The sequence below is a fragment of the Pseudomonas sp. FP2335 genome (genome assembly GCF_030687535.1).
Classification (GTDB): Bacteria; Pseudomonadota; Gammaproteobacteria; order Pseudomonadales; family Pseudomonadaceae; genus Aquipseudomonas.
The window spans coordinates 2,946,784-2,969,498 of record NZ_CP117437.1 but is presented as its reverse complement, the minus strand read 5'-3'; the positions used below and the strand labels follow the sequence as shown (position 1 = coordinate 2,969,498).

Here is a 22,715-nt window from a genome sequence, read left to right as displayed (position 1 = left end):
CAATCGCAAGGCCGCGTTCAGGAGATCACCAGAGGGCGATGTCGTAGGTAAAGTAGATCCGGTTGCTGTCACGGCCACGGGAATAATCAGAGCGATAAACGTAGTTACGCAACCGCACACCCAGACCTTTGAAGGTGCCTTGTTGCACGACGTACGCCAGTTCGGCATCACGCTCCCACTCTTTTACCGCGGTGTTGGACTTACCGTCGTTACCACTCAGATACCGGGTGGAGAACGTCAGGCCCGGCACGCCGACGGCAGCAAAGTTATAGCCGTAGTTGAGCATCCAGGTTTTTTCATCCTCCTCGACGAACTTACCTATGCCGGCGTTGCTGAAGGAATAAATCGTTGCACCGCTGATAAAAGGCAATCCGGCATCACCCCTGAGGGTCTGGTAGCCGCCACCGAAGGTATGGCCGGAAATGGCGTAGGACAGTTGCCCGCTGAGCATGTCGTTGTCGATCTTGCCCCCGTAGGCAGAGCCCGTATCGATACTGTTGAAGTAGCGCAAATCACTGGTCAGCACGCCGCCGCCCAAGGGTAGATCGTGCTGGATACCTGCAAAATTCTGACGATAAAAGTTTTCCAGTTCGCCGTAGAAGTAACTCAAACGAACGCTTTTCCCCAACTTGTATTCAGCCCCGGCATAGCTGAAGTCCCCTGATTTATCTCCGCGATAACCGTCGGGCACGATCGGCATGCTGTCGGTGGAGTCACGCAGCTTGAATCGATCCAGGTAACCCCCGGTGAGAGTGAGGTTCTCGATGTCGACGCTACTGATCTGTGTGCCTTGATACGTTTGCGGCAATAGTCGCGCATCGTTGTAGATCAGCACTGGAGTCTTGGGTAACAAGGTGCCGTACTTGACCGTGGTTTTGGCCAGTCGGACCTTGGCAGTCATACCCAGGCTTGCGAATTCGTCAGCCGCGCGACCGTCATCATGGACGGGCAACAAGCCAGTGCCGCTGCGGCCACGGCCGGAATCGAGCTTGACCCCGAGCAGGCCAAGGGCATCCACCCCAAACCCGATGGTGCCGGGGGTAAACCCTGACTGGTAATCCAACAGAAATCCTTGGGCCCACTCGGTTCGCTCGCTCTTGGCCGTCCTTGCCGATTTCGCACTCAAGCCATGCTCGTCGCGGAAATTTTCATTGAAATAGACGTTGCGCAATTGCAGCTTGAGCTTGCTGTCATCGATAAATCCTTCTGCATTGACACTGGTCAGCGGCAACAAACCAAGAAGTGAAAACAGCGCCCGTCGGGTGTGCAAAGTGGTCATGGCAAACTACTCATTGTTGTTTTTAGAGTGCAGGACAGTGCGCGCCTCGCTCGCGAGGCGCGTCAGGAAAAAACAGGTGGTGTTGGCGGATTCAGGTGAAGAGACTGATCGCCCCGGTCAGCAGGGCTAGCGCGGTAATCACCAGGGAGGTGAGTACCGCCCATTTGACGGTGGCTCTCTGGAAGTCGCCGATGTCGCGATCAACCATCCCCACCAGCAACAGGGTTGAAGCTACCAACGGACTCATCAGGTGTACCGGCTGGCCGAGAATCGATGCGCGGGCGATCTCCACCGGGTCAATGCCATACGCCGCAGCGGCATTCGCCAGGATGGGCACCACGCCGAAGTAGTAAGCATCGTTGGACAGCACGAAGGTCAGCGGCATGCTGGTAATTGCCACTACCAGTGGGAACAGATGCCCCCAAGACGGCGGAATCCAGTCAACCAGGGTTTGCGCCAGAGAGTCGACCATCTTGGTGCCCGAAAAAATCCCGGCAAAGATACCGGCGGCAAATACCAGAAGTACGACGGTCATCGCGTTGCCCGAATGGGCAAGGATGCGCTCCTTCTGAATATCCAGTTGCGGATAGTTGATCATCAGCGCCAGTACGAACCCGATCAGGAACAGGATCGCGGAATGCATGATCCCCATCACCAGTGCGATCATCACCGCGATCACCAACAGCAGGTTGACGTAGGCCAGCTTCGGGCGCTTGTGCGGAGTGTCTTCAAGAATCGCCTTGATGTAGCAATCGCCGCCGCCGCTTTCCAATTGGATATTACCGATACGCTTGCGCTCGGCACGACCCAGCAGGAAGGCGGTGAAGACCACCCACATCGCACCGCCGATCATGGTCGGCAGCAAGGGCACGAAGTAGGCACCGGCATCCAGGCCCAGCGCCGCGATCGCCCGGGTCGCTGGCCCTCCCCAAGGGGTCATGCCACTCATGATGCTCAGAGAAAGCATGGCAATGGTCGCCAGAATCATTGGATTCATCCCGATACGTTTGTATAGGGGAAGCATTGCCGCACAGGTAATCATGTAGGTGGTGGTGCCATCACCGTCCAGGGCCACCACCAGCGACAGCAACGCTGTGCCAACAGCGATTTTCATCGGGTCGCCGTTGACGCGTTTGAGGATCTTGCGAATCAGCGGGTCAAACAGGCCGGCGTCGATCATCAAGCCAAAAAACAAGATCGCGAACAGCAGAAGCGCAGCCGAAGGCGCGACCATTTTCAAGCCATCGAGCATCATCTTGCCGGTAGTGCCACCGAAACCGCCAATGACGGCAAACACAATCGGCACCACTGTCAGGGCGACAATCGGCGACAACCGTTTGGTCATTATCAGGACGGTGAAGACCACCACCATGGCCAAGCCAAGTAATGCGAGCATAGGTAAGTTCTCTTGTTCTTATGAGTAGCGTGGCCGACGCACAGGCGTACGACCCCGTGCCCGCCAGATGGCCCGATCAACGGTACCTGGCGGGGGGTTGTTCTTGAGGTAATTAAAGGGTCTAGAGTCGGCCGCGGCCGGTTAGACGTGTTCCGTGACCCTCAGGCCATCCCAGTCCGCGTTCTGAACCTGGGTTGGGTTCACGGCGGGCGAAGGTTTACCGTCCAGCGTCCGCAGCAGTGTTTCGCGATCGCAGGCGTTCTCCGAGATGGACATCACGACGGTAGCCACGGCGTTGCTGGCCAGGCTGGTCAGCGCCCGGGCTTCCGACATGAAGCGGTCGATCCCGATCAGCAGGGCAAGGCCAGCCAGGGGAATGTCATGGATCACCGTCAGCGTCGACGCCAGTGCGACGAAACCGGCGCCGGTGACACCTGCTGCACCCTTCGAGGACAACAGCATGATGGCCAGCATGGTTACGGTCTGCATCAGGCTCAGTTCAATGTTGCAGGCCTGAGCAATGAATACCGCTGCCAGCGAGAGGTAGATCGCCGTGCCGTCGAGGTTGAACGAGTAACCCGTTGGCAGCACCAGCCCCACCACACCTTTTTTGCAACCCAGGGCCTGCAGCTTTTCCAACATTCGCGGCATCACCGGCTCGGTGGAGGAAGTCCCTAGCACCACCAGGAACTCTTCGCGCAAGTAGCGCAGCAACTTCCAGAGACTGAAGCCATTCGCCCGGCAAATGCTGCCCAGCACCACAAAGACGAAGAAGGCACAGGCGATGTACAACGTCATGATCAGCTTGGCCAGCGAACCCAACGAGGTAATACCGTACTGGCCCACAGTGAACGCCAAAGCGCCAAAGGCACCGATCGGAGCAACGCGCATCAGGTAGGAGAAGATCTTGAACACCATGTGCGAGGCGGATTCCAGTACATCCAGTACCGGCTTGCCACGCTCGCCTATGGCTGAAAGAGCAAAACCACACAGCACCGCAATGAACAACACCGGCAGCACTTCACCTTTATTGAAAGCACCGATGAAAGTATCGGGGATGATGTGCATGAAAAACTCGACCACTCCCAACTTCGCGGCGGAATCGGTGTACTGCGTCAGGCCCTTGGTGCTCAACTGGGTGGGATCAATGTTCATGCCCACACCGGGTTTGAACAGGTAGACCGCCACCAGGCCGATAATCAAACTGATCACGGTCAACGCCAGGAACAGCAACATGGTCTTGCTCAACAGACGACCGAGCGCACGTTTGTCGCTCATGCCGGCGATACCGGTGACGATGGTGCAGAACACCACCGGAGCGATCATCATCTTGATCAGCTTGATGAAGGCATCACCCAGCGGTTTCAAGGCAATGGCCTGTTGCGACCAGAAGTGCCCGACCAGCACGCCCAATAACACGGCGAAGAGAATCTGGAAGTAGAGCGATTTTACAACTTTCATGGCATCACCCATTTTTAGAATTGTGCTGATGCAAAGACGGCAATGACTAGGGGAAATTATCCGGCGAGTCGTTGGGAAGCCGTGGCGTAGACAAAACCGGAGAACAGCCTGCGCGATGTACGCACCACCGAGGCACGAATTGTCTCACCCTGAGCACCGGTGTAGGACAATACGACATCTATACCGCCGCTTGGATGTTCAATGCGTACTTGCTTCAAGCGCGGCTCGCTAGCCCCGCCGAGCAATTGTGCGACAACACTGCCTGGCGTGACACAAGCGGTGGCCAGGCCGATGGAGCCAGTGATCGCCAAGGCGCGGTGGCAGTTGTGTGGCATGAAGTAGCGCACCTGGATGGTGCCGCCAGCCTTGGCCGGAGACACCAGTACAGGCTTGGGAATCACTTTGTCACTGACATCACCCAGGCCCATCGCCAACCCGGCTTGCAGTCGCAAGGCTTCCAGACGGCGCAAGAACTCTTTGTCGGCATCCAACTCAGCAGGACTTTCATCACCGCGCTTACCCAGTTGGCCGGCTTCGATGATCATCATCGGCATTGCCATATCGATGCAGGTCATTGGAATGCCATCGATCAAATCCTGCGTTTGCCCAGTCGGGAAGAGTTTGCCGGTCTTGCTGCCCGCAGCATCCAGGAAGGTCAGTTGCACAGGAGCGGCAGTACCCGGCACACCATCGATGGCGGTGTCGCCTTCATAGCTGACCTGCCCATCGGGGGTCTGTACCTCGGCGTTCACAAAAGTCCCCGTGTTGAGGTTGCGAATACGCACGCGAGTCAGATCTTTGGAGGCTTTTACCAGCCCATGCTCAATGGCGAACGGGCCAACGGCGCACAGCATGTTGCCGCAATTGGGTGCGGTGTCGACTCGACGCTGGGAGACCATGACTTGCACAAACAAATAATCGACATCCGCCTCAGGATGCAGCGATGGGCTGACGATCGCCACCTTGCTGGTTTGTGGGCTACCACCACCGATGCCGTCAATTTCCAGCTCATGGCCAGAACCCATCAGGTTGAGCAGCAGCTCATCACGCTCGTCGATCGCAACAGGTAGATCCCAGGCGAGAAACACCGGGCCTTTGGAAGTACCACCGCGCATTAGCACACAGGGAATTCGTTGCATGAATACTGACTCTTGTTGATCAATCGGGGTAATTGTTGCCTTGTGAGCAAGAGTCGCAGGCTTTAAAATTTGTTTCCAATGCAAATATCAGCCTGATTATTGCGTTTGACGAATGATGATTTTAGGATGAACGGACTGAACAACACTCGTCTGCTGAGATAAAAAACGTGAATTATGAGCTGAACGACATCCGATCTTTCGTGAAAATCGCAGAACTTGGCAGCTTCCACGAAGCTGCCGATGCACTGCATCTCTCCCAGCCAGCCCTAAGTCGGAGAATGAAAAAGCTTGAAGAGGGTTTAGGAACAGCCCTCCTCGATCGCACGACAAGGAGGGTAAGTCTTACTAGCGTTGGGCGAGACTTCCTACCCAAGGCACGACGCTTACTGGATGACTTCGACGACTCGATCCTTAACATCCGGGAGCTGGCGGAGCGGCAGAGCGGCCGTGTAACCCTGGCCTGTATCCCAACCGCCGCTTTCTACTTCCTCCCGACGGTGATCCGCCTCTACAACGAGCGCTATCCACAAATCCGCATTCGCTTGCTCGATCTCAGTGCAAACGAAGGGCTGGAGGCTGTTCTGCGTGGCGAAGCCGACTTTGGCATCAACATGATGAGCGGCCAGCACCCCGACATAGAGTTCGTGCCATTGGTCAACGAGCCTTTTGTTTTAGCGTGTCGACGCGACCATGAGCTGGCTGAGCGCAGTGCAGTCACCTGGTCGGAACTCAGCAATTACCGCCTTATCGGGGTCGGTCGCCTGAGCGGCAACCGCATGCTGCTTGACCACGCTTTGTCGGGCTTGAGCTGGCGTCCACAGTGGTTCTATGAGGTGCAACACCTGTCTACATCGCTGGGTCTGGTAGAAGCTGGATTAGGCGTCTCGGCGATGCCGAGCCTGGCAATGCCTGCTGAGGATCATCCAACATTGGTGAGCGTCCCGTTGATAGAGCCCATCGTCAACCGATCGTTGGGACTGGTGTACCGAAGAGGCGCCTCACTCTCTCCGGCAGCGGAAAAATTCGTCTCGATACTGCTGGAACAGTGGGAGCAGTGACCTCTTTCTTCCCCTTAGCCTGGGTTGAGATAACCGCCGAGCGGCGTTGAGCTCTGCCGACTATGTGGACGACTGCAACCGAGTGAATGGGTTGGCCGCGAACCTCGGGTGGCGAATTTAGCCACAAAATCGGCAAGTCACTCACGACAGGAATAATAGGATGTTCGTACCGAAAGCGTTGGGCGGGATTGAAATCTATAGGGCGAGCAAACGTCATGAAGACCTTATCTTCCAACGAATCAAAAGAGGCGTATTCGAACAATTCGAACCAGGGATCTACACAGACAGGGCCGAAATAAAAAACATCGTAAATCACATGTTCGAACTGTATCGGAAAATCCTTGCCGAACACCTACCCATAATAAATTCCAGGGAGTTCGCTTCATTCTTAGTGCAGCAATATGAACGCTATGGACAAATTTCCAACAAATACAAACTCGGCCTGCTTCGTAAAGAGGAAGAAATATTTTGGCAGGACTACGCAGTGTCAGCCCGTAGAGGGATAAAATATCTACTTGAACTGATCTGCCTGGCAGACATGAAAGACAACGCTTCGAACCATAGTCTCCCTGAACAAAAAGACGCGATAGCTATGGTGTTTGTCGCCGCCGAAGAACTGGTCAGTCTTTATATGCGTAGCGACAACTATGTATATTTGATGGAGAGCGTCACACTCATCCTCGACCCTCTGGGAAAAACCTATTTTAATGTGCCTCAAGACGCCGATACAATTTTTGACCCGCGTGAGGCTTATCGTGATGAAGAACTCTATATTCCCAGTCCAGACTTTCTGTGCGATCACGCCGCGCACAGTGAGCTTACTGAAGAAAGTTTCATTCGCCACCTAGGGATTACGTATACAACAGCTTTAGGTATTTTTCAGTGGATCATCACTACCTATAGCGACGCCGAACATCCAGAGCGTATTTGTTTTTTCTATCGCGACGAAGTACTTGCGACAATTATTCAGACTTACGCGGTATCAGCAGAGCAGGCTCGATTATTTTTAGATGGGCTATCTCTCTCGCCTGAAAAAATGCGCGAGGAACGCAGAGAGCTATTTAGTCCGAAACAAGAGTATAGAGCCTATAAGCGTCCGTTTTTTTACTATTACCATAACGGCGACGAACTGATGTTCTTCTCTCAGCTTATGGCAGAAGAATGTTTAACATGTCTGGTCCGAGAATTCGCTTTCAAAAAAATCCCGACTGAATGGTACGCCAAACAGGTGGATGCAGAGTTGGCAGATGTTTCCTTAAAGTCGGGTCGCTGGTTTGAAAGCGTGGTGACAAGCAACTTCGAGCGCGTTGGACTGCGCGGCCTGTCATCCGTAAAAAACCTGCGCTTCAAACAGGGTCAAAAAATTGAAGTTCCAGCCGATGTCGGCGAAATCGATCATCTCGTTTTTTGCCCTGATCAACAATTACTCATCATTATTGAAGACAAACAAGTTATTCAGTCTACCGAGCCCAGAACGCACCGGGATGATCTCACAAAATTTATCACCAGCAAAAATAGTTACAGCGAGAAATTCTCCAAAAAGTACACATGGGCCACTGACAACCTCAACGATCTGGAAGCCTATTTTCAAGAGGTATTTGATCCCAGCATCCAGTTTGGTGCTATTTGCCGCGTAATGATAACGCGGTACCCAACATTCGTCGCAAATCAGATCAAAGACTTTACGTGTATCTCCCTCGTTGAGTTCATGAATATCTATTCTTCTTCGGGCAAACACTGGATATTCAATAAAAACGAAGTGGTAAAGCTGGCACCGCACAGTCTTGATCGCGATGAATCGCACTAATACGGTGCAATATGCCTACCCCGCATACCCCATTCTCAAACGTCATAATCCTCCCTTTTCCTACATGGTAATCTGCCACCTCTCTCATCGGCTTTGATCCCATGCAGTCAAAGGCCCCAACCAGGAAAGATCATGCCGAAAAAGTCTCACACCGCCCTGCGCCGTAATTTCCGTGAATTGCTTGCAACGCCTACCTGCGTAGAAACCGCTTCCGTCTTTGACCCGATGTCCGCGCGTATCGCCGCCGACCTGGGTTTTGAAGTGGGCATTCTGGGCGGCTCCGTCGCCTCGTTGCAGGTGCTCGCCGCCCCCGATTTTGCCTTGATCACCCTGAGTGAGTTTGTCGAACAGGCCACCCGCATCGGCCGCGTCGCCCAATTGCCGTTTATTGCCGATGCCGACCACGGCTACGGCAATGCCCTGAACGTGATGCGCACCGTCGAAGAACTTGAGCGTGCCGGTGTGGCCGCGTTGACCATTGAAGACACGCTGCTGCCCGCACAATTCGGGCGTAAATCCACGGATCTGATTTCCATCGACGAAGGTATCGGCAAGGTCCGCGCCGCGCTGGAAGCACGGGTCGATCCGGAACTGTCGATCATTGCGCGCACCAACGCCGGTGTATTGCCCACCGAAGCGGTGATAGAGCGCACCCTGGCCTATCAAAAAGCCGGTGCGGATGGGATTTGCATGGTCGGTGTCAGTGACTTCGAGCACCTGGAGAAGATCGCAGGAAACCTCACGGTACCGTTGATGCTGGTGACCTACGGCAACCCGAAACTCCATGACGCCCAACGTCTGGCCAGCCTCGGCGTTCGTGTGGTGGTTGCCGGTCACGGTGCATATTTCGCCGCGATCAAGGCCACCTACGACAGCCTGCGCGCCCAGCGCCAGTTGACTCACAGCACCTCGAACCTCAGCGCTACCGAACTGACGCACACCTACACGTTGCCCGAGAGTTACGTGGCGTGGGCGCAAGAGTTCATGGATGTAAAAGAGTAGTCCTTACCTGCCAGGTAAGCGGTGAATGCCCTCCTCCTGCCATGGGCTCACCGCCACCGTTGGCGGCGTCACGCCAGCGCCCCCCCTTCGCACCCCCGCCCTGAGCGCCCTGCTCACCAATGCTACTAACCGCAACTAAGCAGCCAACTAATAACTCGCGCGCACGAAAAAAATCCGCCGCAGAGTCTGCGGCGGCAACCAAAGGATTTTGTCGAAGCAGAGCGGCTAAGACAGTTCCACGCTACACCCGGTAGCCAATAAATACCGTGAAGTTTAATTAATCGAGTTTCATCCTTCCCCTGGCTGCAGGCCACGCAGACTCTGCTTAGAATCAGCTTCGGCAGCCACGTCGAAGACAATAAAAACGGTAATGCCTCACCTGAAAACATCTGCCAAAACAATGTTATGCGCTATCCAACAAGTGCGGTGTTTGCGCGCGCGTTCAATATTCTTGGGGATTAAGTAAATGTTTAAACACAGCAGTCTGCTGGCACTGGCGGTGTGCGCCAGTATCAGTCAAATGGCATTGGCCGAGTCGGTCAGCGACCAGGCCGAATCGAAAGGCTTTATCGACGGCAGCAGCATCACCGGGCTGTTGCGCAACTACTACATGGACCGCGACCGCGCGAGCGGCAAGGCCGACAATCGTGACTGGACCCAGGGTGCGATGCTCAACTATGCCTCGGGCTTCACCCAGGGCACCATCGGCTTCGGCGTCGATGCCTATGCCTACGGCGGGCTGAAACTCGACGCCACCCACAGCGACGCCGGCACTGGCAACTTGCCGACCGACCGCAACGGCGATCCAGAAAATGCCTACGGCTCAGTGGGCGCGGCGGTGAAGGTAAAAATCTCCAAGACCCAGCTCAAGTTCGGCGACATGCAGCCCACCGCCCCGGTCTTCGCTACCGGCGGCACCCGCCTGTTGCCGCAGACGGCTACCGGTTTCGACCTGACCAGCAGCGAAATCGCCGGCCTCGACCTGGAAGCCGGGCACTTCACCAGCACCAACAGCGGCATGACCAGCAACCACGAGCACGACATCTACGCGACCTACGCCAACATCGCCGCCAACAGTGCGAGCTTTGTCGGCGGCAAATACACCTTCAGCCCGTCACTGAGCGCGACGCTGTATGCCGGCGAACTGGAGGACATCTGGCGCCAGTACTACACCAACCTCAACTACGTGATTCCCTTGGGCCAGGACCAGTCATTGGCCCTGGACGGCAACCTGTACCGCACCCTCGACACCGGCAGCGCCAAGGCCGGGGCGATCAACAACACCACTTATTCGGTGGCGGCGGCCTATTCGTTCTGGCAGGCACACACGCTGACGTTGTCGTTCCAGAAAGTGCATGGCGATACGCCGTTTGACTACATCGGCACCGGCAACAACGGTGCGGGCGAAGGCGGCGATTCAGTGTTCCTCGCCAACTCAGTGCAGTGGGGCGATTTCAACGGGCCCGGCGAGCAGTCCTGGGGCATCCGTTATGACCTGAACATGGCCAGCTATGGCGTGCCTGGGCTGAGTTTCATGGGCCGTTACATCAACGGCTCGGACATCGACGGCAGCCACACACCGGCTCACAGCGCCTACGCCAACGACTATGGCTCGGACGGCGCGCATCACGAGACCGATGTGGAAGCCAAATACGTGATCCAGAGCGGCCCGGCGAAGAACCTGTCGCTACGGGTGCGTGATGCCATCGTGTCGTCGAACGCCGACCAGGGCGATGGCAAGTTGAACGAGCTGCGGCTGATTGTCGACTATCCGTTTACCTTGCTGTAGGCGACCACACTGAGCCGGCCGACAGGGCGCCGGCCGGCTCATGACCGTGCTACCCCACCCAGCCTACTGCGGTCTTGGGAATGACTTCCGACTCATCCAGCTTCGACGCAAACATGCTCACCGCTTGCACCGCATCGCTGGTGCTGGTGCGGATCTGCAGGATCACCGAACCGGCCTGATCGGCCAGGTTCACACCCCGTTGCGCGCCTTCCTGGGTGGCGTTCATGCTGGTCACCGCGTCACGCGTTTCCGAGAGGATCATGCCGATCATCTCGGCAATTTCCGCCGTCGAGCGGCTGGTGCGCCCGGCCAGTTGCCGGACCTCATCGGCCACCACCGCAAACCCGCGCCCCTGGTCGCCCGCGCGCGCCGCCTCGATCGCTGCGTTGAGCGCCAACAGGTTGGTCTGGTCGGCAATACCGCGAATGGTGTTGACGATGGCCGTGATCTGCTCGGAACGGTCGCCCAACTGCCCCACCAGTCGTGCCGATGCACCGATGTTGTCGGCGATGCGGCGCATCTCGCTGGCAGTTTCCTGGATTACCTGGGTGCCATGCTCGGCAAAGCGCTCGGTCTCGGAGGAGATGTGATAGGCCCGCGACGCGCCACGGGAATCTTCCTCGAATTTCTCTACCCGCTCGGTGATGTCGCTGGCGAACTTGACGATCTTGAGCAGTTTGCCATCGCCGTCATACACCGGGTTGTAGCTGGCCTCCAACCACGCGACGCGACCATGCTTGCCGATGCGCTTGAATTGCCCGGTGAAAAACTCACCGTTGTTCAGGCGTCGCCAGAAGTCACTGTACTCACTGCTGTTGACCAATGCGGGTTCGCAAAACATGCGGTGATGTTTGCCTTTGAGTTCGGCCAGGGAATAGCCCATGACGTGCAGGAAGTTTTCGTTGGCGTCGAGCACCTGACCATTCAAGTCGAACTCGATCACGGCCATGGCCCGGTCCAGCGCCGCGAGTTTGCTGCGGGTCGCCGCTTCCTGTTCGACTTTCTGCGTCACATCCAGCGCGTATTTGACCACTTTCAACACATGGCCTTGGGTATCCAGCACCGGGTTGTAGCTGGCCTCCAACCACACAGTTTTTCCGTTGGAAGCCACTCGTTTGAAGGTGCCCGACACGAACTTGCCAGCACGAAGGTCGTTCCAGAATTCCGTGTAAGCCGGGCTGCCGGTCAGTTCCGGCAAGCAGAAGTCGCGGTGGGACTTGCCCATCAATTGCGCGGCGCTGTAACCCAGGGTGTTCTGGAAAACTTCGTTGGCGCGCAAGACCTTGCCGGTCAGGTCGAATTCGACCACCGCCATGGAGCGCTCGAGCGCGGCGATCAGCCCCTTATATTCAGTGACGTCGGCCGTCCTGGCCGCCAGTTCTGTTTTTAAGACTTTATTGAACATGACGTACCCCTCGCTCAAGCGTGATTCTGTAGTGCCTGAGTCTAGTATCGGCGTAAAAAAAACGGACTTGACACGGAAAAAATATTTATTAATTGACGTCAATATTTACACGCTACGCATCGCCACCGTGACCCACCCTGCCCCTGTGTTTAAACTGGCGACCCTTTGACCTGAGCGGAGCCCCCATGGCCAACCACGACCTGCACTACACCCCCGACCCCGATGCAGATTCGATTTCCTCCGACGTGATCGGCTTCAACGGCATCCTGGTCTCCACCCAGATCCCCACCCGTGCCGACGGCAGCCTGGAGCTGGGCGACATCACCTTGCAGAGCGAATGCACCCTGCAAGCGCTGAAAGTCGCCCTGGAAAAGGCCGGCAGTTCCATGGACCGGGTCATGCACCTGACGATCTACTTGACGGATATGGCCGATCGCGCCGCGTTCAATGACGTCTACAAGCGCTTCTTCGCCAAGCCGTGGCCGGTGCGGGCAGCCGTTGGCGTGGCCGCGTTGGCCGTCGATGGCATGCGCGTCGAAGTCACCGCAATGGCCGCAAAAGCCTAAGCCAGGCGCAGCCAAAAAATGTGGGAGCGGGCTTGCTCGCGAATACGGTGTGTCAGTCAATAGATCTTTGACTGATCCAGCGCATTCGCGAGCAAGCCCGCTCCCACATTTGATTGGGTTTGCAATCCCAAGGCTCAGGAAACACCCGTCAGCCTTGTGGTAGGTGCCCCACCAGCGTTTCACAGCTACAATGCGCGCCTCAACCGTGACAAGCCTGACTAAAAAAACTATGTCCTTGCCCAAGCACCACCTTGAATTGCTCAGCCCTGCCCGCGATGTCGCCATCGCACGCGAGGCCATCCTGCACGGCGCCGACGCCATCTACATCGGCGGCCCAAGCTTTGGCGCCCGTCACAACGCGTGCAACGAGGTGAGCGATATCGCCTCACTGGTGGAATTCGCCCGCCGTTACCACGCCCGCGTCTTCACCACGATCAACACCATCTTGCATGACAACGAACTGGAACCCGCGCGCAAGCTGATCCATCAGCTCTACGACGCCGGCGTCGACGCGTTGATCGTGCAAGACCTGGGCGTGATGGAGCTGGATATTCCGCCCATCGAGCTGCACGCCAGCACCCAGACCGACATCCGCACCCTGGGCCGCGCCAAGTTTCTCGACCAGGCCGGTTTCTCGCAGTTGGTCCTCGCCCGCGAGCTGAACCTGCAGGAAATCCGCGCCATCGCCGATGAAACCGATGCCGCCATCGAGTTCTTCATCCACGGCGCCCTGTGCGTGGCGTTCTCCGGGCAGTGCAACATCTCCCACGCGCAGAACGGCCGCAGCGCCAACCGTGGTGACTGCTCCCAGGCCTGCCGCCTGCCGTACACCTTGAAAGACGACCAGGGCCGCGTCGTGGCCTTTGAAAAGCACCTGCTGTCGATGAAAGACAACAACCAGAGCGCCAACATCCGCGCGCTGGTCGAAGCGGGTGTGCGTTCGTTCAAGATCGAAGGCCGCTACAAGGACATGGGCTATGTGAAAAACATCACTGCCTATTACCGCCAGCGCCTCGATGAAGTGCTCGAAGACCGCCCGGACCTGGCCCGTGCGTCCAGCGGCCGTACTGCGCATTTCTTCCTGCCCGACCCGGAAAAAACCTTCCACCGGGGCAGCACCGACTATTTCGTCACCGACCGCAAGATCGACATCGGCGCCTTCGATACCCCGACCTTCACCGGCCTGCCGGTGGGTGTGGTGGAAAAAACCGGCAAGCGCGACTTGCAGGTGGTGACCCATGAGCCGCTGTCCAACGGCGACGGTCTCAATGTGCTGATCAAGCGTGAGGTCGTGGGTTTCCGCGCCAACATTGCCGAGCCCAAGGGCGAGTTCGAGGAAGACGGCGAGAAGCGTTACCGCTACCGCGTCGAGCCGAATGAAATGCCGGCCGGCCTGTATCAATTGCGCCCCAACCACCCGCTGAACCGCAACCTGGACCACAACTGGCAACAGGCACTGCTCAAGACTTCGTCCGAGCGCCGTATCGGCCTGACCTGGGCTGCACGCCTGCGTGAAGCGCAGTTGGAAGTCACCGCGACCAGCGAAGAAGGCATCAGCGCCAGCGTCACCCTGCCCGGCCCGTTCGGCGTGGCCAACAAGCCGGAACAGGCCCTGGACACCCTGCGCGACCTGCTCGGCCAACTGGGCACCACCGAATACCACGCCACCGACATCCAGCTGGATGCGCCGCAAGCGTTCTTCATCCCCAATTCGCAGCTCAAGGCCTTGCGCCGCGAAGTGATTGAAGCGCTGACCGCCGCCCGCGTTGCCGCGCACCCGCGTGGTGGGCGCAAAGCCGAAACCACCCCGCCGCCGGTGTACCCGGACGCGCACCTGTCGTTCCTGGCCAACGTCTACAACCAGAAAGCCCGCGACTTCTATCACCGTCACGGGGTGAAGTTGATCGATGCCGCCTTCGAAGCCCACGAAGAAACCGGCGAAGTGCCGGTGATGATCACCAAGCACTGCCTGCGTTTCTCGTTCAACCTGTGCCCGAAACAGGCCAAGGGCGTGACGGGCGTGAAGACCAAGGTCGCGCCCATGCAATTGATCCACGGCGACGAAGTGCTGACCCTCAAGTTCGACTGCAAACCCTGCGAGATGCACGTGGTGGGCAAGATCAAGGGGCATATCCTCGGTCTGCCGCAACCGGGCAGCGCAGTGGAGCATTTCAACCCGGACAACATTATTTTCCAGGGTACGCACTAACCCTCTGGGAGCGGGGCCACCACCAGCCCCGCTGCAACCCCGCCGCTGCCAGCAGAATCGCCGCCACTCCCAGCCATTGCAGCCAACCCAGGCGATGCCCGAAGGCGATCCAGTCGACCAAGATCGCCGCAATCGGGTAGATGAACGACAGTGCGCCGGTCAACGCGGTCGGCAGTTTCTGGATCGCACCGTACAGCAATACATACATCACACACGTGTGCACCACGCCCAGCGTCGCCAACGCCGCCCAGGCGGTGGGCGCTACCGGCAGGTTGCTCCACGTCACCAGTGGCGCCAGCAACAATGCGCCGGTGGTGACCTGGATCAACGCCATCAAATGCGCTGGCACTTGCTTCAAGCGCTTGATGATCAAGGCGGCAATCGCATACAAAAACGCCGCGCCAGAGGCCAACGCAATCCCCGCCAGATAGTCCCCGCCACCGGCTTGCTGCTCGCCATGGGCAGTGACAATCGCCAACATCCCAAGGAACGCTACGCTCAGCCACGCGAGCTTCTGCGCAGTGATCTTCTCCCCAAGCAACAGCGCCGCCAACAGCACCAACATGAACGGCTGCACGTTGTACACCGCCGTACTGATGGCAATAGACGCGCGGGAATAGGATTCGAACAACAGCAACCAATTGCCGACGATCGCCACGCCGCTGAGCATCGCCAGCCCGAGCCTGGCCCACGTCAGCAGCGACAGGCGCAGGTAGCCGAGCACGGCACAGACCAGCAAGAGTGTCAGCGCACCGATGACACAGCGCCAGAACACCACTTCGATCACCGACACGCCCGACACCAGTACAAACCAACCAATGGTGCCCGAGATGAGCATGGCGGCGACCATTTCCCACGAACCGCGACGGATGGATGTGTCCATGTTTGCTGCTCCTCAAATGAGGCTCAATTATGGCAATCTGCTGGGTAACGGCTCCAGCGCCTAAAAAAGGCCAAAGCCCTGGATCACCTTTACTAATTAGGCAGAAACCATGATCGATACCATCGACCAGCAACTGATCGCCGCCTTGATGGACGACTCACGCCTGTCCCTCAAGGCGCTGGCAGGCATCACCGGGCTGTCGTCGCCCAGCGTCGGCGAGCGCTTGCGGCGCTTGGAAGAACGCGGTGTTCTGACCCACTACACGGTGGACATCGACGCCAAACACTTCGGCTACCTGCTGCAAGCCATCGTGCGCATCCGTCCCCTGCCCGGCAAATTGCAGGAAGTCGAACGCCAGATCCAGGCGATTCCCGAGTTCACCGAGTGCGACAAGGTCACGGGCGACGACTGCTTCATCGCACGCCTGCATGTGCGCACCATGGAACAACTGGACAGCCTGCTCGACCGGCTCAACGTGTATGCCGAGACCAACACCGCCATCGTCAAGAAAACCCCGGTCAAACGCCGCTTGCCGCCGCTTGATAGGTAACGCTGCTTTCCCCGCGCTCGAAATGTACTGCGCAGGCCTGTAGTGAGCGGGCTTGCCCGCGCCGGGTGGCGAAGCCGCCCCAAACCCAGACACCTCGGTCTTCCTGACCCACCGCAGCGTACCGTTTGGGGCGGCTTCGCCCCCCCCAGCGCGGGCAAGCCCGCTCACTACAAGCCGTGCAGTGTCTTGGCCGCCTCCAATAAACCTTTGAACTTGCGATAGCGCGCCTCCAGCAGCGGCTGTTGCCCGACATCCGGCTGGTAACGCGCCTTGACCGGCATCCCCGCCTGCAGCAACCCGGCGCCCTGCCCGATCGCCATGAGCCCCAGCTTCGCCGCCCCCACGCACGCGCTCAACTCACTGCCATGCAACGTGAAGATCTCCCGCTGCAGGATGTTGGCCAACAGCTGCGCCCAGTACTCACTGCGCGCCCCGCCGCCGACCAAGGCACACGCGCCGACGCGGGCCCCCGCCGATTGCACCGCGTGCAACGCATCGAGCAAACCAAAGCCCACCCCCTCCATCACCGCATACCCGAGCAGCGCCGGAGTGCAGTCGTGGCCCAGGTTCATGAATCCACCGCGCAGCAACGGGTCGTTATGCGGCGTGCGTTCTCCAGCCAGGTAAGGCAGAAACAGCGGTGCCGACAGTGGCACCCCCTGTGCGATCGGCAGTTGCGCCTGCACCTGCTCCAGCAACGCCTGCTCATCCCGCGTGCCGGTCAGCCGCGTGACCCAGCGCAGGCAACTGGCACCCGCCAGCATCGCGCCCATGGTGTACCAGCGTCCGGGCAGCGCATGACAGAAACTGTGCACGGCGCTGGCCGGATTGCCGGCGGCGTGATCGGTGATTGCCACAATCGCAGCGCTGGTGCCCAGGGTGATGAACCCGTCACCCGCATTGATCGCGCCGATGCCTACGGCGGCCACCGGGTTGTCGCCCCCGCCACCGGCGATCACCACCCCGGCAGGCAAGCCCAGGCCGGTCGCGGTCAGCACGGCGCTGGCCGCGCCGCCTTCCACCAGCCTCGGCAACTGCTGCAGCACCAGGCCGCTGGCGCCAACCATCGGGCCGAACCATTCACGGTTCGCCACATCCAGCCACAGCGTACCGGCGGCATCCGACATCTCGCTGACGCGCTCGCCACTCAAGCGCAAACGCAGGTAATCCTTGGGCGACAACACACAGTCAATTGCCTGGAACACCTCAGGCTCGTGGCGTTGCAGCCACAGCAGCTTAGGCGCGGTCAACCCGGCCATCGGCAGGCTACCGGTGACGTCTGCAAAGCCCGCGCCCAGCTCTTGAGCCTCAGCGATGGCACGGGAGTCGTCCCACAGGATCGCCGGATACAACACCCGGTCGTCCCGCCCCAACAGCACCGCACCATGCATCTGCCCGGACAAGCCGATACACGCCACCCGGGCAAAGGCCGGGTGCGCCCGCAGTTGCGCCAACGCCTGCACACACGCCTGCCACCAGTCCTGCGGCGCCTGCTCGGACCAGCCACTGTGGCGCCGCGACACACTCAATCGCACGCCGGCGTGGGCCAATACCGTGCCGTCAAGGTCCATCAGGATCGCCTTGAGTTCTGAAGTGCCGAGGTCTATGCCGAGGGAAACAGGACGGCTCATACGCGTGTCATTCCAATCAGATACAGCCACATGAATTGCGCAGTTGCAGGCTCGGCGCCAGGCGCACGCTGTGCGGCGTTGCCTCGGGTGTCGCCATGCGCTGCAGCAGCAGGTGCACCGCACGCGCGCCCAGGTCGTTGACCGGCTGGGCAATCAACGTCAGGCGCGGCACGAAGAAATCGGCCCAGTCAAAATCATCAAACCCCACCAAGGCCATCTGTCCTGGCACCTCTAGCTGCGCGTCACGCAGGGCGTGCATCGCGCCAAGGGTCATCAGGTTGTTCCCGGCCATGATTGCCGTGGGCGGTGCATCCAGCCCGAGCAACTGCACCGTGGCCTGGCGTGCCGGCTCGGTGTTGGAGCCGCCGTTGACCAGCAACTGCGGATCAAACGCCAACCCCGCCGCCTGCAAAGCGGCCTTATAGCCGGCAACCCGCTCGTCCGTGGTGCTGAACCCCGTACGCCCGGCGATAAAACCGATGCGGCGGTGCCCGTGGCCAATCAAATGGGTGATCAGGGCCTGGGTGGCCTGGGTATTCTCCACCCCGACCTGATCGAATTGCGCGCTCATCATGCGGTCCACCAGCACTGCCGGGATCTGGTTGGTGCGCAGGTACTCCAGCGCCTTCGAGTCGTTCGACGGCGCAAGGATCACCCCGTCGACACGCCGGTGATGCAGCGCCGTGACCACTCGTAGCTCCTGCTCCGGGTCGTCGTGGGTGTCGACAAACAGCATCATGTAGCCGTGCTTGGCGCACTCGCTTTCAATGGCGTGCACGGTTTCGCTGAAGTAGTGGTTGGACAGCGCCGAGATCGCCACGCCAATCGTGCTGGTGCTCGACCGCGCCAGCGAGCGCGCCAGGGTGTTGGGAATGTACCCCAACGCCTGGATCGCCTGCTGCACCGCCTGCACCGAGGCCGGGCTGACCTTGCGGGTGCCGTTCAACACGTGGGACACGGTTGACGTCGACACCCCTGCCCGGCTGGCCACGTCATCCATGGTCACCACGTTGCTGTTCCCCTTAATCGATCAATGTTTGCTCGACCAACCGCTGTACGTACCGACGTTGTCGCGGGTGATCAGTTTTGGCGTGAGCAGGGTAACCGCTTCGCCAGGGGCTTTGTCATTCAGAATGTCGTTGCCCACATCCACCGCCGTCTGCGCCATGGCCCAGGGGTCCTGGCTGGCCGAGGCCTGGATCTGCGTGTCGGTCTTCAGCGCGTTCTCAATGTCCGGCGCACCGTCCACCGAGGTGATGACGATGCCACTGCGCTTGAGTTGCTTGGCGGCCAGGTCGCTGCCGATGGCTTGCGGGTCGTTGATCGCGAACAAACCGTCGATTTTCGGGAAACGCGTGAGGTAGCCCTGCATCACATTCAGGCCGCCTTCGCGCGAGCCTTTGCCGTCCTGGTCGTCGGACAGCACCTTGATCTGCGGCGCACCGGCCAGCGCCGCCTTGCAGCCTTTGACGCGGTCGGTCACGGCCGTGACCTGCGGGCCGTTCTGGATGATCACATTGCCCTTGCCGCCCAGCTTGTCCACCAGGTACTGGCAGGCCAGCTTGCCGGCTTCGACATTGTCGGTCTGCACCGTGGCGTTGACCCCTTTGGCATCCACATCCACGGCGACCACGACAATCCCGGCGTCACGGGCTTTCTTGATCGCCGAGGCCATGGCCGACGGGTCGACGGCGTTGATCAGGATCAGGTCGACCTTGGACGAAATGAAGTTATCGATCTGCGAAAACTGCTTGCTCAAGTCATAGTCGGCTGACACCGAGGTGACCTTGACGTTGGGGTTCAGCGCCTTGGCCCGCGCCGTGGCGCCATCGGCCAGGGTCACGAAGTACGGGTTGCCGAGCGAGCCCATGCTGATGCCAAGGGCTTTCAACTCACGCGCCTCGACGGCTTGGGACATCAGGGCCGCCAGGGCAATAACGGGAAATACGCGTTTGAAGTTCATACGGGTCTCTCTTGTGATTGTTGTTGTACGAGTGAAATCAGGTGCGTGCACCGGATTGGCGATAACGATCCAGCGCCACCGCGCCAATGATCACGATGCCCTTGATGATGTATTGCCAGATGTCCGACACCCCCAGCAGCACCAGGCCGTTGGTGAGCACCGCAATGATCAGGGCCCCGATCAGCGTGCCGCCGATAGTGCCGACGCCGCCGGTAAAACTGGTGCCGCCGAGGATCACTGCGGCAATCGCATCCAGCTCATAGGATTGGCCCAGTTGCAGGCCGTTGGCCGCGAACAGCCGCGAAGCACTCATCACCGCCCCGAGCCCGGCCAATGCGCCGGACATGGCGTAGACGAACAGCAACACCTTCCACACCTTGATCCCCGACAGCCGCGCCGCTTCCGGATTGCCGCCCACCGAATAGATCTGCACGCCCATCACGGTGCGGCGCAGGATGAACCACGACAACCCCACCACCGCCACGGCAATCACCACCAGCCACGGCACGCCGAGGATCGAGTCGTTGCCGATAAAGGCAAACGGCAGGTCCGGGTTGAACACGGTCTTGTCGTCCGCCAGCAAGCGCGCCAAACCGCGCATGGCAGTCAGCGCACCGAGGGTGACGATGAACGGCGGCAGGCGCATGAACGCGATCAAGCCGCCGTTGACCAAGCCCAGCAACAGGCCAAAACCGATGCCCGCCGCGATCCCGAACATGCCGAACTGCGGCGACATCGATGCCTGCAACGCCACTACCGCCGAAGCCGCCAGGATCGCGCCCACCGACAGGTCGATGCCCGCCGTGAGGATCACAAAGGTCATGCCCGCCGCCAGCACCACATTGACCGAGGCCTGCTGGGTGATGATCGACAGGTTCTGCATAGTCAGGAAGTTTTCGCTGGCCAGGGCAAAGCCCACCAGCAACAGCACCAGCACCGGCAACATGCCCACCGTGCGCATCAACTCTCTTGCACGTTCTGCCTTGCCCATTGTTGTCGTCATCTGCAATTCAGCCATTGGCCACCACCTGATCGCCACCCGTGGCGAGGTCAATAATGCGTTCCTGGGAAATAACCTGACCGGATGCGCCGCCGACCTCGGCGACCAACTGGCCTTCGCGCATGATCAGCACACGGTCGCAAGTGCCGATGATCTCCGGCAGTTCGCTGGAGATCACCACGATGCCCACGCCGGCCTGCGCCAGTTGATTGATGATGCGGTAGATCTCGGATTTGGAGCCGATGTCTACGCCCCGCGTCGGCTCGTCGAGGATCAGCACATGCGGCTTGACCTCCAGCAACCGCGCCAGCAGCACTTTTTGCTGGTTGCCGCCGGACAACGCGCCGACATTGACCTTGCCCGACGCCACCCGGATCGACAGTGCCTTGATCGCTTCACTGGCACGCTGCGCGCCGTGGCCGCGGTCCAGCACGCCACCGGCGTGGGCGTCCGGCACGCAGGCGCAGACGTTGATGTTGTCGGCCACGCTCATGTCGAGGAACAGGCCCTGGGCCTTGCGGTCCTCGGTGAGGTACACCACGCCGGCGCGGATCGCGTCCGCCGGGGTGCGCAGTTGAGTGACGTTCTTGCCGACCACTTCAAGGCTGCCGTGGGTGCGTGGGTCGGCACCAAAGATCAGCCGCGCCAGCTCGGTGCGCCCTGCCCCCACCAACCCGGCGATGCCCAGTACTTCACCGGCATGCAGGTCGAAGCTGCAATTGCGCACGCGCTTGCCGTCGGCCATGTCGCGCACGCGCATCACCACGTCTCCGGGGTTATAGGCGGCGTGCTCCTTCTTGTAGAAGCCGGACAGGTCGCGGCCCACCATCATTTTCACCAGCACCTCGGCCGACAGCGCGTCGCGGGTCAGTTCGCCGATGTATTGGCCATCGCGCAGCACCGAGACCCGGTCCGACAACTCATAGATCTCGGCCATGCGGTGGCTGATATAGATGATCGCCAGGCCCTGGCTGCGCAGTTGCTTGATCAACGCAAACAAGCGGTCGGTCTCGCGGGAGGACAGCGGCGTGGTCGGTTCGTCCATCACCAGGATCTTGGCGTGGGCATGCAGGGCGCGGGCGATTTCCACCAGTTGGCGCTCGGCGATCGACAGGCTGCTGACCCGCGTCGCCGCCGTGAACTCGGCGCCCAGGCGTTGCAGCACCTCGCGGCAACCGTCCTGCATGCCCTTGCGGTCGATGGTCCAGCCGCGCCGCAGTTCACGCCCCAGGTAGATGTTCTCGGCCACGCTGAGGTTGGGGCACAGGCTCAGTTCCTGATAGATCACGGCAATGCCGAGGGTTTTGGCGGTAGCAGGGTCGAAGCTGGCGACGGGTTGGCCGGCGATGCGGATTTCACCGCCGGGATCGGCCTGGTAGGCGCCGGAGAGGATTTTCATCAAGGTGGATTTGCCGGCGCCGTTCTCCCCCATCAAGGCGTGGATTTCGCCGGGGTAGACCTTCAGGCCGACATTCTTGAGCACACGCAAACCGTTGAAGGTTTTGCTGATGCCCTGCATCTCAAGCAAGGGTTCAAGGCTCATGGCTGAGCTCCTGGTTTTATTATTTTTGTGGTCG

General features: G+C 59.3%; 18 protein-coding genes. 7 read left to right on the top strand and 11 right to left on the bottom strand.

The window, feature by feature from the left end; all coding sequences use genetic code 11:
- Window positions 1–25 precede the first annotated feature (25 nt).
- From PSH81_RS13080 to PSH81_RS13065, 4 genes are all read right to left on the bottom strand, one after another.
- Window positions 26–1,279, bottom strand: coding sequence for an OprD family porin (locus PSH81_RS13080; protein ID WP_305392719.1), 1,254 nt, complete (start codon window positions 1,277–1,279; stop codon window positions 26–28).
- 91 nt (window positions 1,280–1,370) lie between these two features.
- Window positions 1,371–2,675 (bottom strand): CitMHS family transporter, encoded by a 1,305-nt coding sequence (locus PSH81_RS13075; protein ID WP_192300098.1) that lies wholly within the window; start codon window positions 2,673–2,675, stop codon window positions 1,371–1,373.
- A 141-nt stretch (window positions 2,676–2,816) separates the two neighbouring features.
- On the bottom strand, window positions 2,817–4,148 hold the full coding sequence (locus tag PSH81_RS13070) for a dicarboxylate/amino acid:cation symporter (protein ID WP_226457585.1): 1,332 nt from the start codon (window positions 4,146–4,148) through the stop codon (window positions 2,817–2,819).
- Between the two features lie 44 nt (window positions 4,149–4,192).
- The gene (locus tag PSH81_RS13065) at window positions 4,193–5,275 is read right to left on the bottom strand and encodes a 4-oxalomesaconate tautomerase (RefSeq protein ID WP_226457586.1); all 1,083 of its coding nucleotides are present in this window, start codon (window positions 5,273–5,275) and stop codon (window positions 4,193–4,195) included.
- Window positions 5,276–5,442: 167 nt separating this feature from the next.
- Between PSH81_RS13065 and PSH81_RS13060 the strand changes: the two genes are divergently transcribed.
- The 4 genes from PSH81_RS13060 to PSH81_RS13045 all read left to right on the top strand — a co-directional run bounded on the left by PSH81_RS13060 (window position 5,443) and on the right by PSH81_RS13045 (window position 10,931).
- Window positions 5,443–6,333 carry a LysR family transcriptional regulator gene (locus PSH81_RS13060; RefSeq protein ID WP_192300101.1) on the top strand — a complete coding sequence of 297 codons (891 nt, stop codon included), beginning with the start codon at window positions 5,443–5,445 and terminating at the stop codon, window positions 6,331–6,333.
- Window positions 6,334–6,493: 160 nt separating this feature from the next.
- Entirely contained in the window at window positions 6,494–8,140 is a 1,647-nt protein-coding gene (locus PSH81_RS13055) for a hypothetical protein (protein ID WP_305392718.1), read from the top strand.
- A gap of 132 nt (window positions 8,141–8,272) precedes the next feature.
- Entirely contained in the window at window positions 8,273–9,142 is an 870-nt protein-coding gene (locus tag PSH81_RS13050) for an oxaloacetate decarboxylase (RefSeq protein WP_305392717.1), read from the top strand.
- A gap of 466 nt (window positions 9,143–9,608) precedes the next feature.
- On the top strand, window positions 9,609–10,931 hold the full coding sequence (locus PSH81_RS13045; protein ID WP_305392716.1) for an OprD family porin: 1,323 nt from the start codon (window positions 9,609–9,611) through the stop codon (window positions 10,929–10,931).
- Window positions 10,932–10,980: 49 nt separating this feature from the next.
- Here PSH81_RS13045 and PSH81_RS13040 read toward each other — a convergent pair whose 3' ends face one another.
- Window positions 10,981–12,336, bottom strand: coding sequence for a PAS domain-containing methyl-accepting chemotaxis protein (locus tag PSH81_RS13040; protein WP_305392715.1), 1,356 nt, complete (start codon window positions 12,334–12,336; stop codon window positions 10,981–10,983).
- A gap of 185 nt (window positions 12,337–12,521) precedes the next feature.
- Here PSH81_RS13040 and PSH81_RS13035 point away from each other — a divergent pair, with 185 nt between their 5' ends.
- Together PSH81_RS13035 and PSH81_RS13030 are read left to right on the top strand one after the other, a co-directional pair.
- On the top strand, window positions 12,522–12,902 hold the full coding sequence (locus PSH81_RS13035) for a RidA family protein (RefSeq protein ID WP_192300106.1): 381 nt from the start codon (window positions 12,522–12,524) through the stop codon (window positions 12,900–12,902).
- A gap of 229 nt (window positions 12,903–13,131) precedes the next feature.
- On the top strand, window positions 13,132–15,111 hold the full coding sequence (locus PSH81_RS13030) for a U32 family peptidase (RefSeq protein WP_305392714.1): 1,980 nt from the start codon (window positions 13,132–13,134) through the stop codon (window positions 15,109–15,111).
- Here the strand turns inward: PSH81_RS13030 and PSH81_RS13025 are convergent.
- Window positions 15,089–15,994: a DMT family transporter gene (locus PSH81_RS13025; protein ID WP_305392713.1), complete on the bottom strand. Its 906-nt coding sequence runs from the start codon at window positions 15,992–15,994 to the stop codon at window positions 15,089–15,091. The genes PSH81_RS13030 and PSH81_RS13025 overlap by 23 nt on opposite strands.
- A gap of 109 nt (window positions 15,995–16,103) precedes the next feature.
- Here PSH81_RS13025 and PSH81_RS13020 point away from each other — a divergent pair, with 109 nt between their 5' ends.
- Window positions 16,104–16,544 (top strand): Lrp/AsnC family transcriptional regulator, encoded by a 441-nt coding sequence (locus PSH81_RS13020; protein ID WP_192300109.1) that lies wholly within the window; start codon window positions 16,104–16,106, stop codon window positions 16,542–16,544.
- A 167-nt stretch (window positions 16,545–16,711) separates the two neighbouring features.
- On the opposite strand, the gene xylB is transcribed toward PSH81_RS13020, so the two are convergent.
- From xylB to PSH81_RS12995, 5 genes are read right to left on the bottom strand one after another with little or no spacing between them, the layout of a single operon-like run.
- Complete coding sequence (xylB, locus tag PSH81_RS13015; RefSeq protein ID WP_305392712.1) at window positions 16,712–18,175, bottom strand: xylulokinase; 1,464 nt, start codon at window positions 18,173–18,175, stop codon at window positions 16,712–16,714.
- Between the two features lie 16 nt (window positions 18,176–18,191).
- Window positions 18,192–19,184, bottom strand: a complete 993-nt coding sequence (locus PSH81_RS13010) for a LacI family DNA-binding transcriptional regulator (protein ID WP_305392711.1) — start codon at window positions 19,182–19,184, stop codon at window positions 18,192–18,194.
- Between the two features lie 21 nt (window positions 19,185–19,205).
- Window positions 19,206–20,138 (bottom strand): ABC transporter substrate-binding protein, encoded by a 933-nt coding sequence (locus PSH81_RS13005; protein WP_305392710.1) that lies wholly within the window; start codon window positions 20,136–20,138, stop codon window positions 19,206–19,208.
- A 37-nt stretch (window positions 20,139–20,175) separates the two neighbouring features.
- Window positions 20,176–21,156: a ribose ABC transporter permease gene (locus PSH81_RS13000; protein WP_192300113.1), complete on the bottom strand. Its 981-nt coding sequence runs from the start codon at window positions 21,154–21,156 to the stop codon at window positions 20,176–20,178.
- Window positions 21,149–22,681, bottom strand: coding sequence for a sugar ABC transporter ATP-binding protein (locus PSH81_RS12995; protein ID WP_226457596.1), 1,533 nt, complete (start codon window positions 22,679–22,681; stop codon window positions 21,149–21,151). The genes PSH81_RS13000 and PSH81_RS12995 overlap by 8 nt, the downstream gene beginning before the upstream one ends.
- Window positions 22,682–22,715: the final 34 nt, after the last annotated feature.

Excerpts from the sequence above, each read along its gene's own strand:
- PSH81_RS13080 (WP_305392719.1), bottom strand. The coding sequence starts at position 1,279 with ATGACCACTTTGCACACCCGACGGGCGCTGTTTTCACTTCTTGGTTTG.
- PSH81_RS13075 (WP_192300098.1), bottom strand. The coding sequence starts at position 2,675 with ATGCTCGCATTACTTGGCTTGGCCATGGTGGTGGTCTTCACCGTCCTG.
- PSH81_RS13070 (WP_226457585.1), bottom strand. The coding sequence starts at position 4,148 with ATGGGTGATGCCATGAAAGTTGTAAAATCGCTCTACTTCCAGATTCTC.
- PSH81_RS13065 (WP_226457586.1), bottom strand. The coding sequence starts at position 5,275 with ATGCAACGAATTCCCTGTGTGCTAATGCGCGGTGGTACTTCCAAAGGC.
- PSH81_RS13055 (WP_305392718.1), top strand. The coding sequence starts at position 6,494 with ATGTTCGTACCGAAAGCGTTGGGCGGGATTGAAATCTATAGGGCGAGC.
- PSH81_RS13050 (WP_305392717.1), top strand. The coding sequence starts at position 8,273 with ATGCCGAAAAAGTCTCACACCGCCCTGCGCCGTAATTTCCGTGAATTG.
- PSH81_RS13045 (WP_305392716.1), top strand. The coding sequence starts at position 9,609 with ATGTTTAAACACAGCAGTCTGCTGGCACTGGCGGTGTGCGCCAGTATC.
- PSH81_RS13040 (WP_305392715.1), bottom strand. The coding sequence starts at position 12,336 with ATGTTCAATAAAGTCTTAAAAACAGAACTGGCGGCCAGGACGGCCGAC.
- PSH81_RS13035 (WP_192300106.1), top strand. The coding sequence starts at position 12,522 with ATGGCCAACCACGACCTGCACTACACCCCCGACCCCGATGCAGATTCG.
- PSH81_RS13030 (WP_305392714.1), top strand. The coding sequence starts at position 13,132 with ATGTCCTTGCCCAAGCACCACCTTGAATTGCTCAGCCCTGCCCGCGAT.
- PSH81_RS13025 (WP_305392713.1), bottom strand. The coding sequence starts at position 15,994 with ATGGACACATCCATCCGTCGCGGTTCGTGGGAAATGGTCGCCGCCATG.
- PSH81_RS13020 (WP_192300109.1), top strand. The coding sequence starts at position 16,104 with ATGATCGATACCATCGACCAGCAACTGATCGCCGCCTTGATGGACGAC.
- xylB (WP_305392712.1), bottom strand. The coding sequence starts at position 18,175 with ATGAGCCGTCCTGTTTCCCTCGGCATAGACCTCGGCACTTCAGAACTC.
- PSH81_RS13005 (WP_305392710.1), bottom strand. The coding sequence starts at position 20,138 with ATGAACTTCAAACGCGTATTTCCCGTTATTGCCCTGGCGGCCCTGATG.
- PSH81_RS13000 (WP_192300113.1), bottom strand. The coding sequence starts at position 21,156 with ATGGCTGAATTGCAGATGACGACAACAATGGGCAAGGCAGAACGTGCA.
- PSH81_RS12995 (WP_226457596.1), bottom strand. The coding sequence starts at position 22,681 with ATGAGCCTTGAACCCTTGCTTGAGATGCAGGGCATCAGCAAAACCTTC.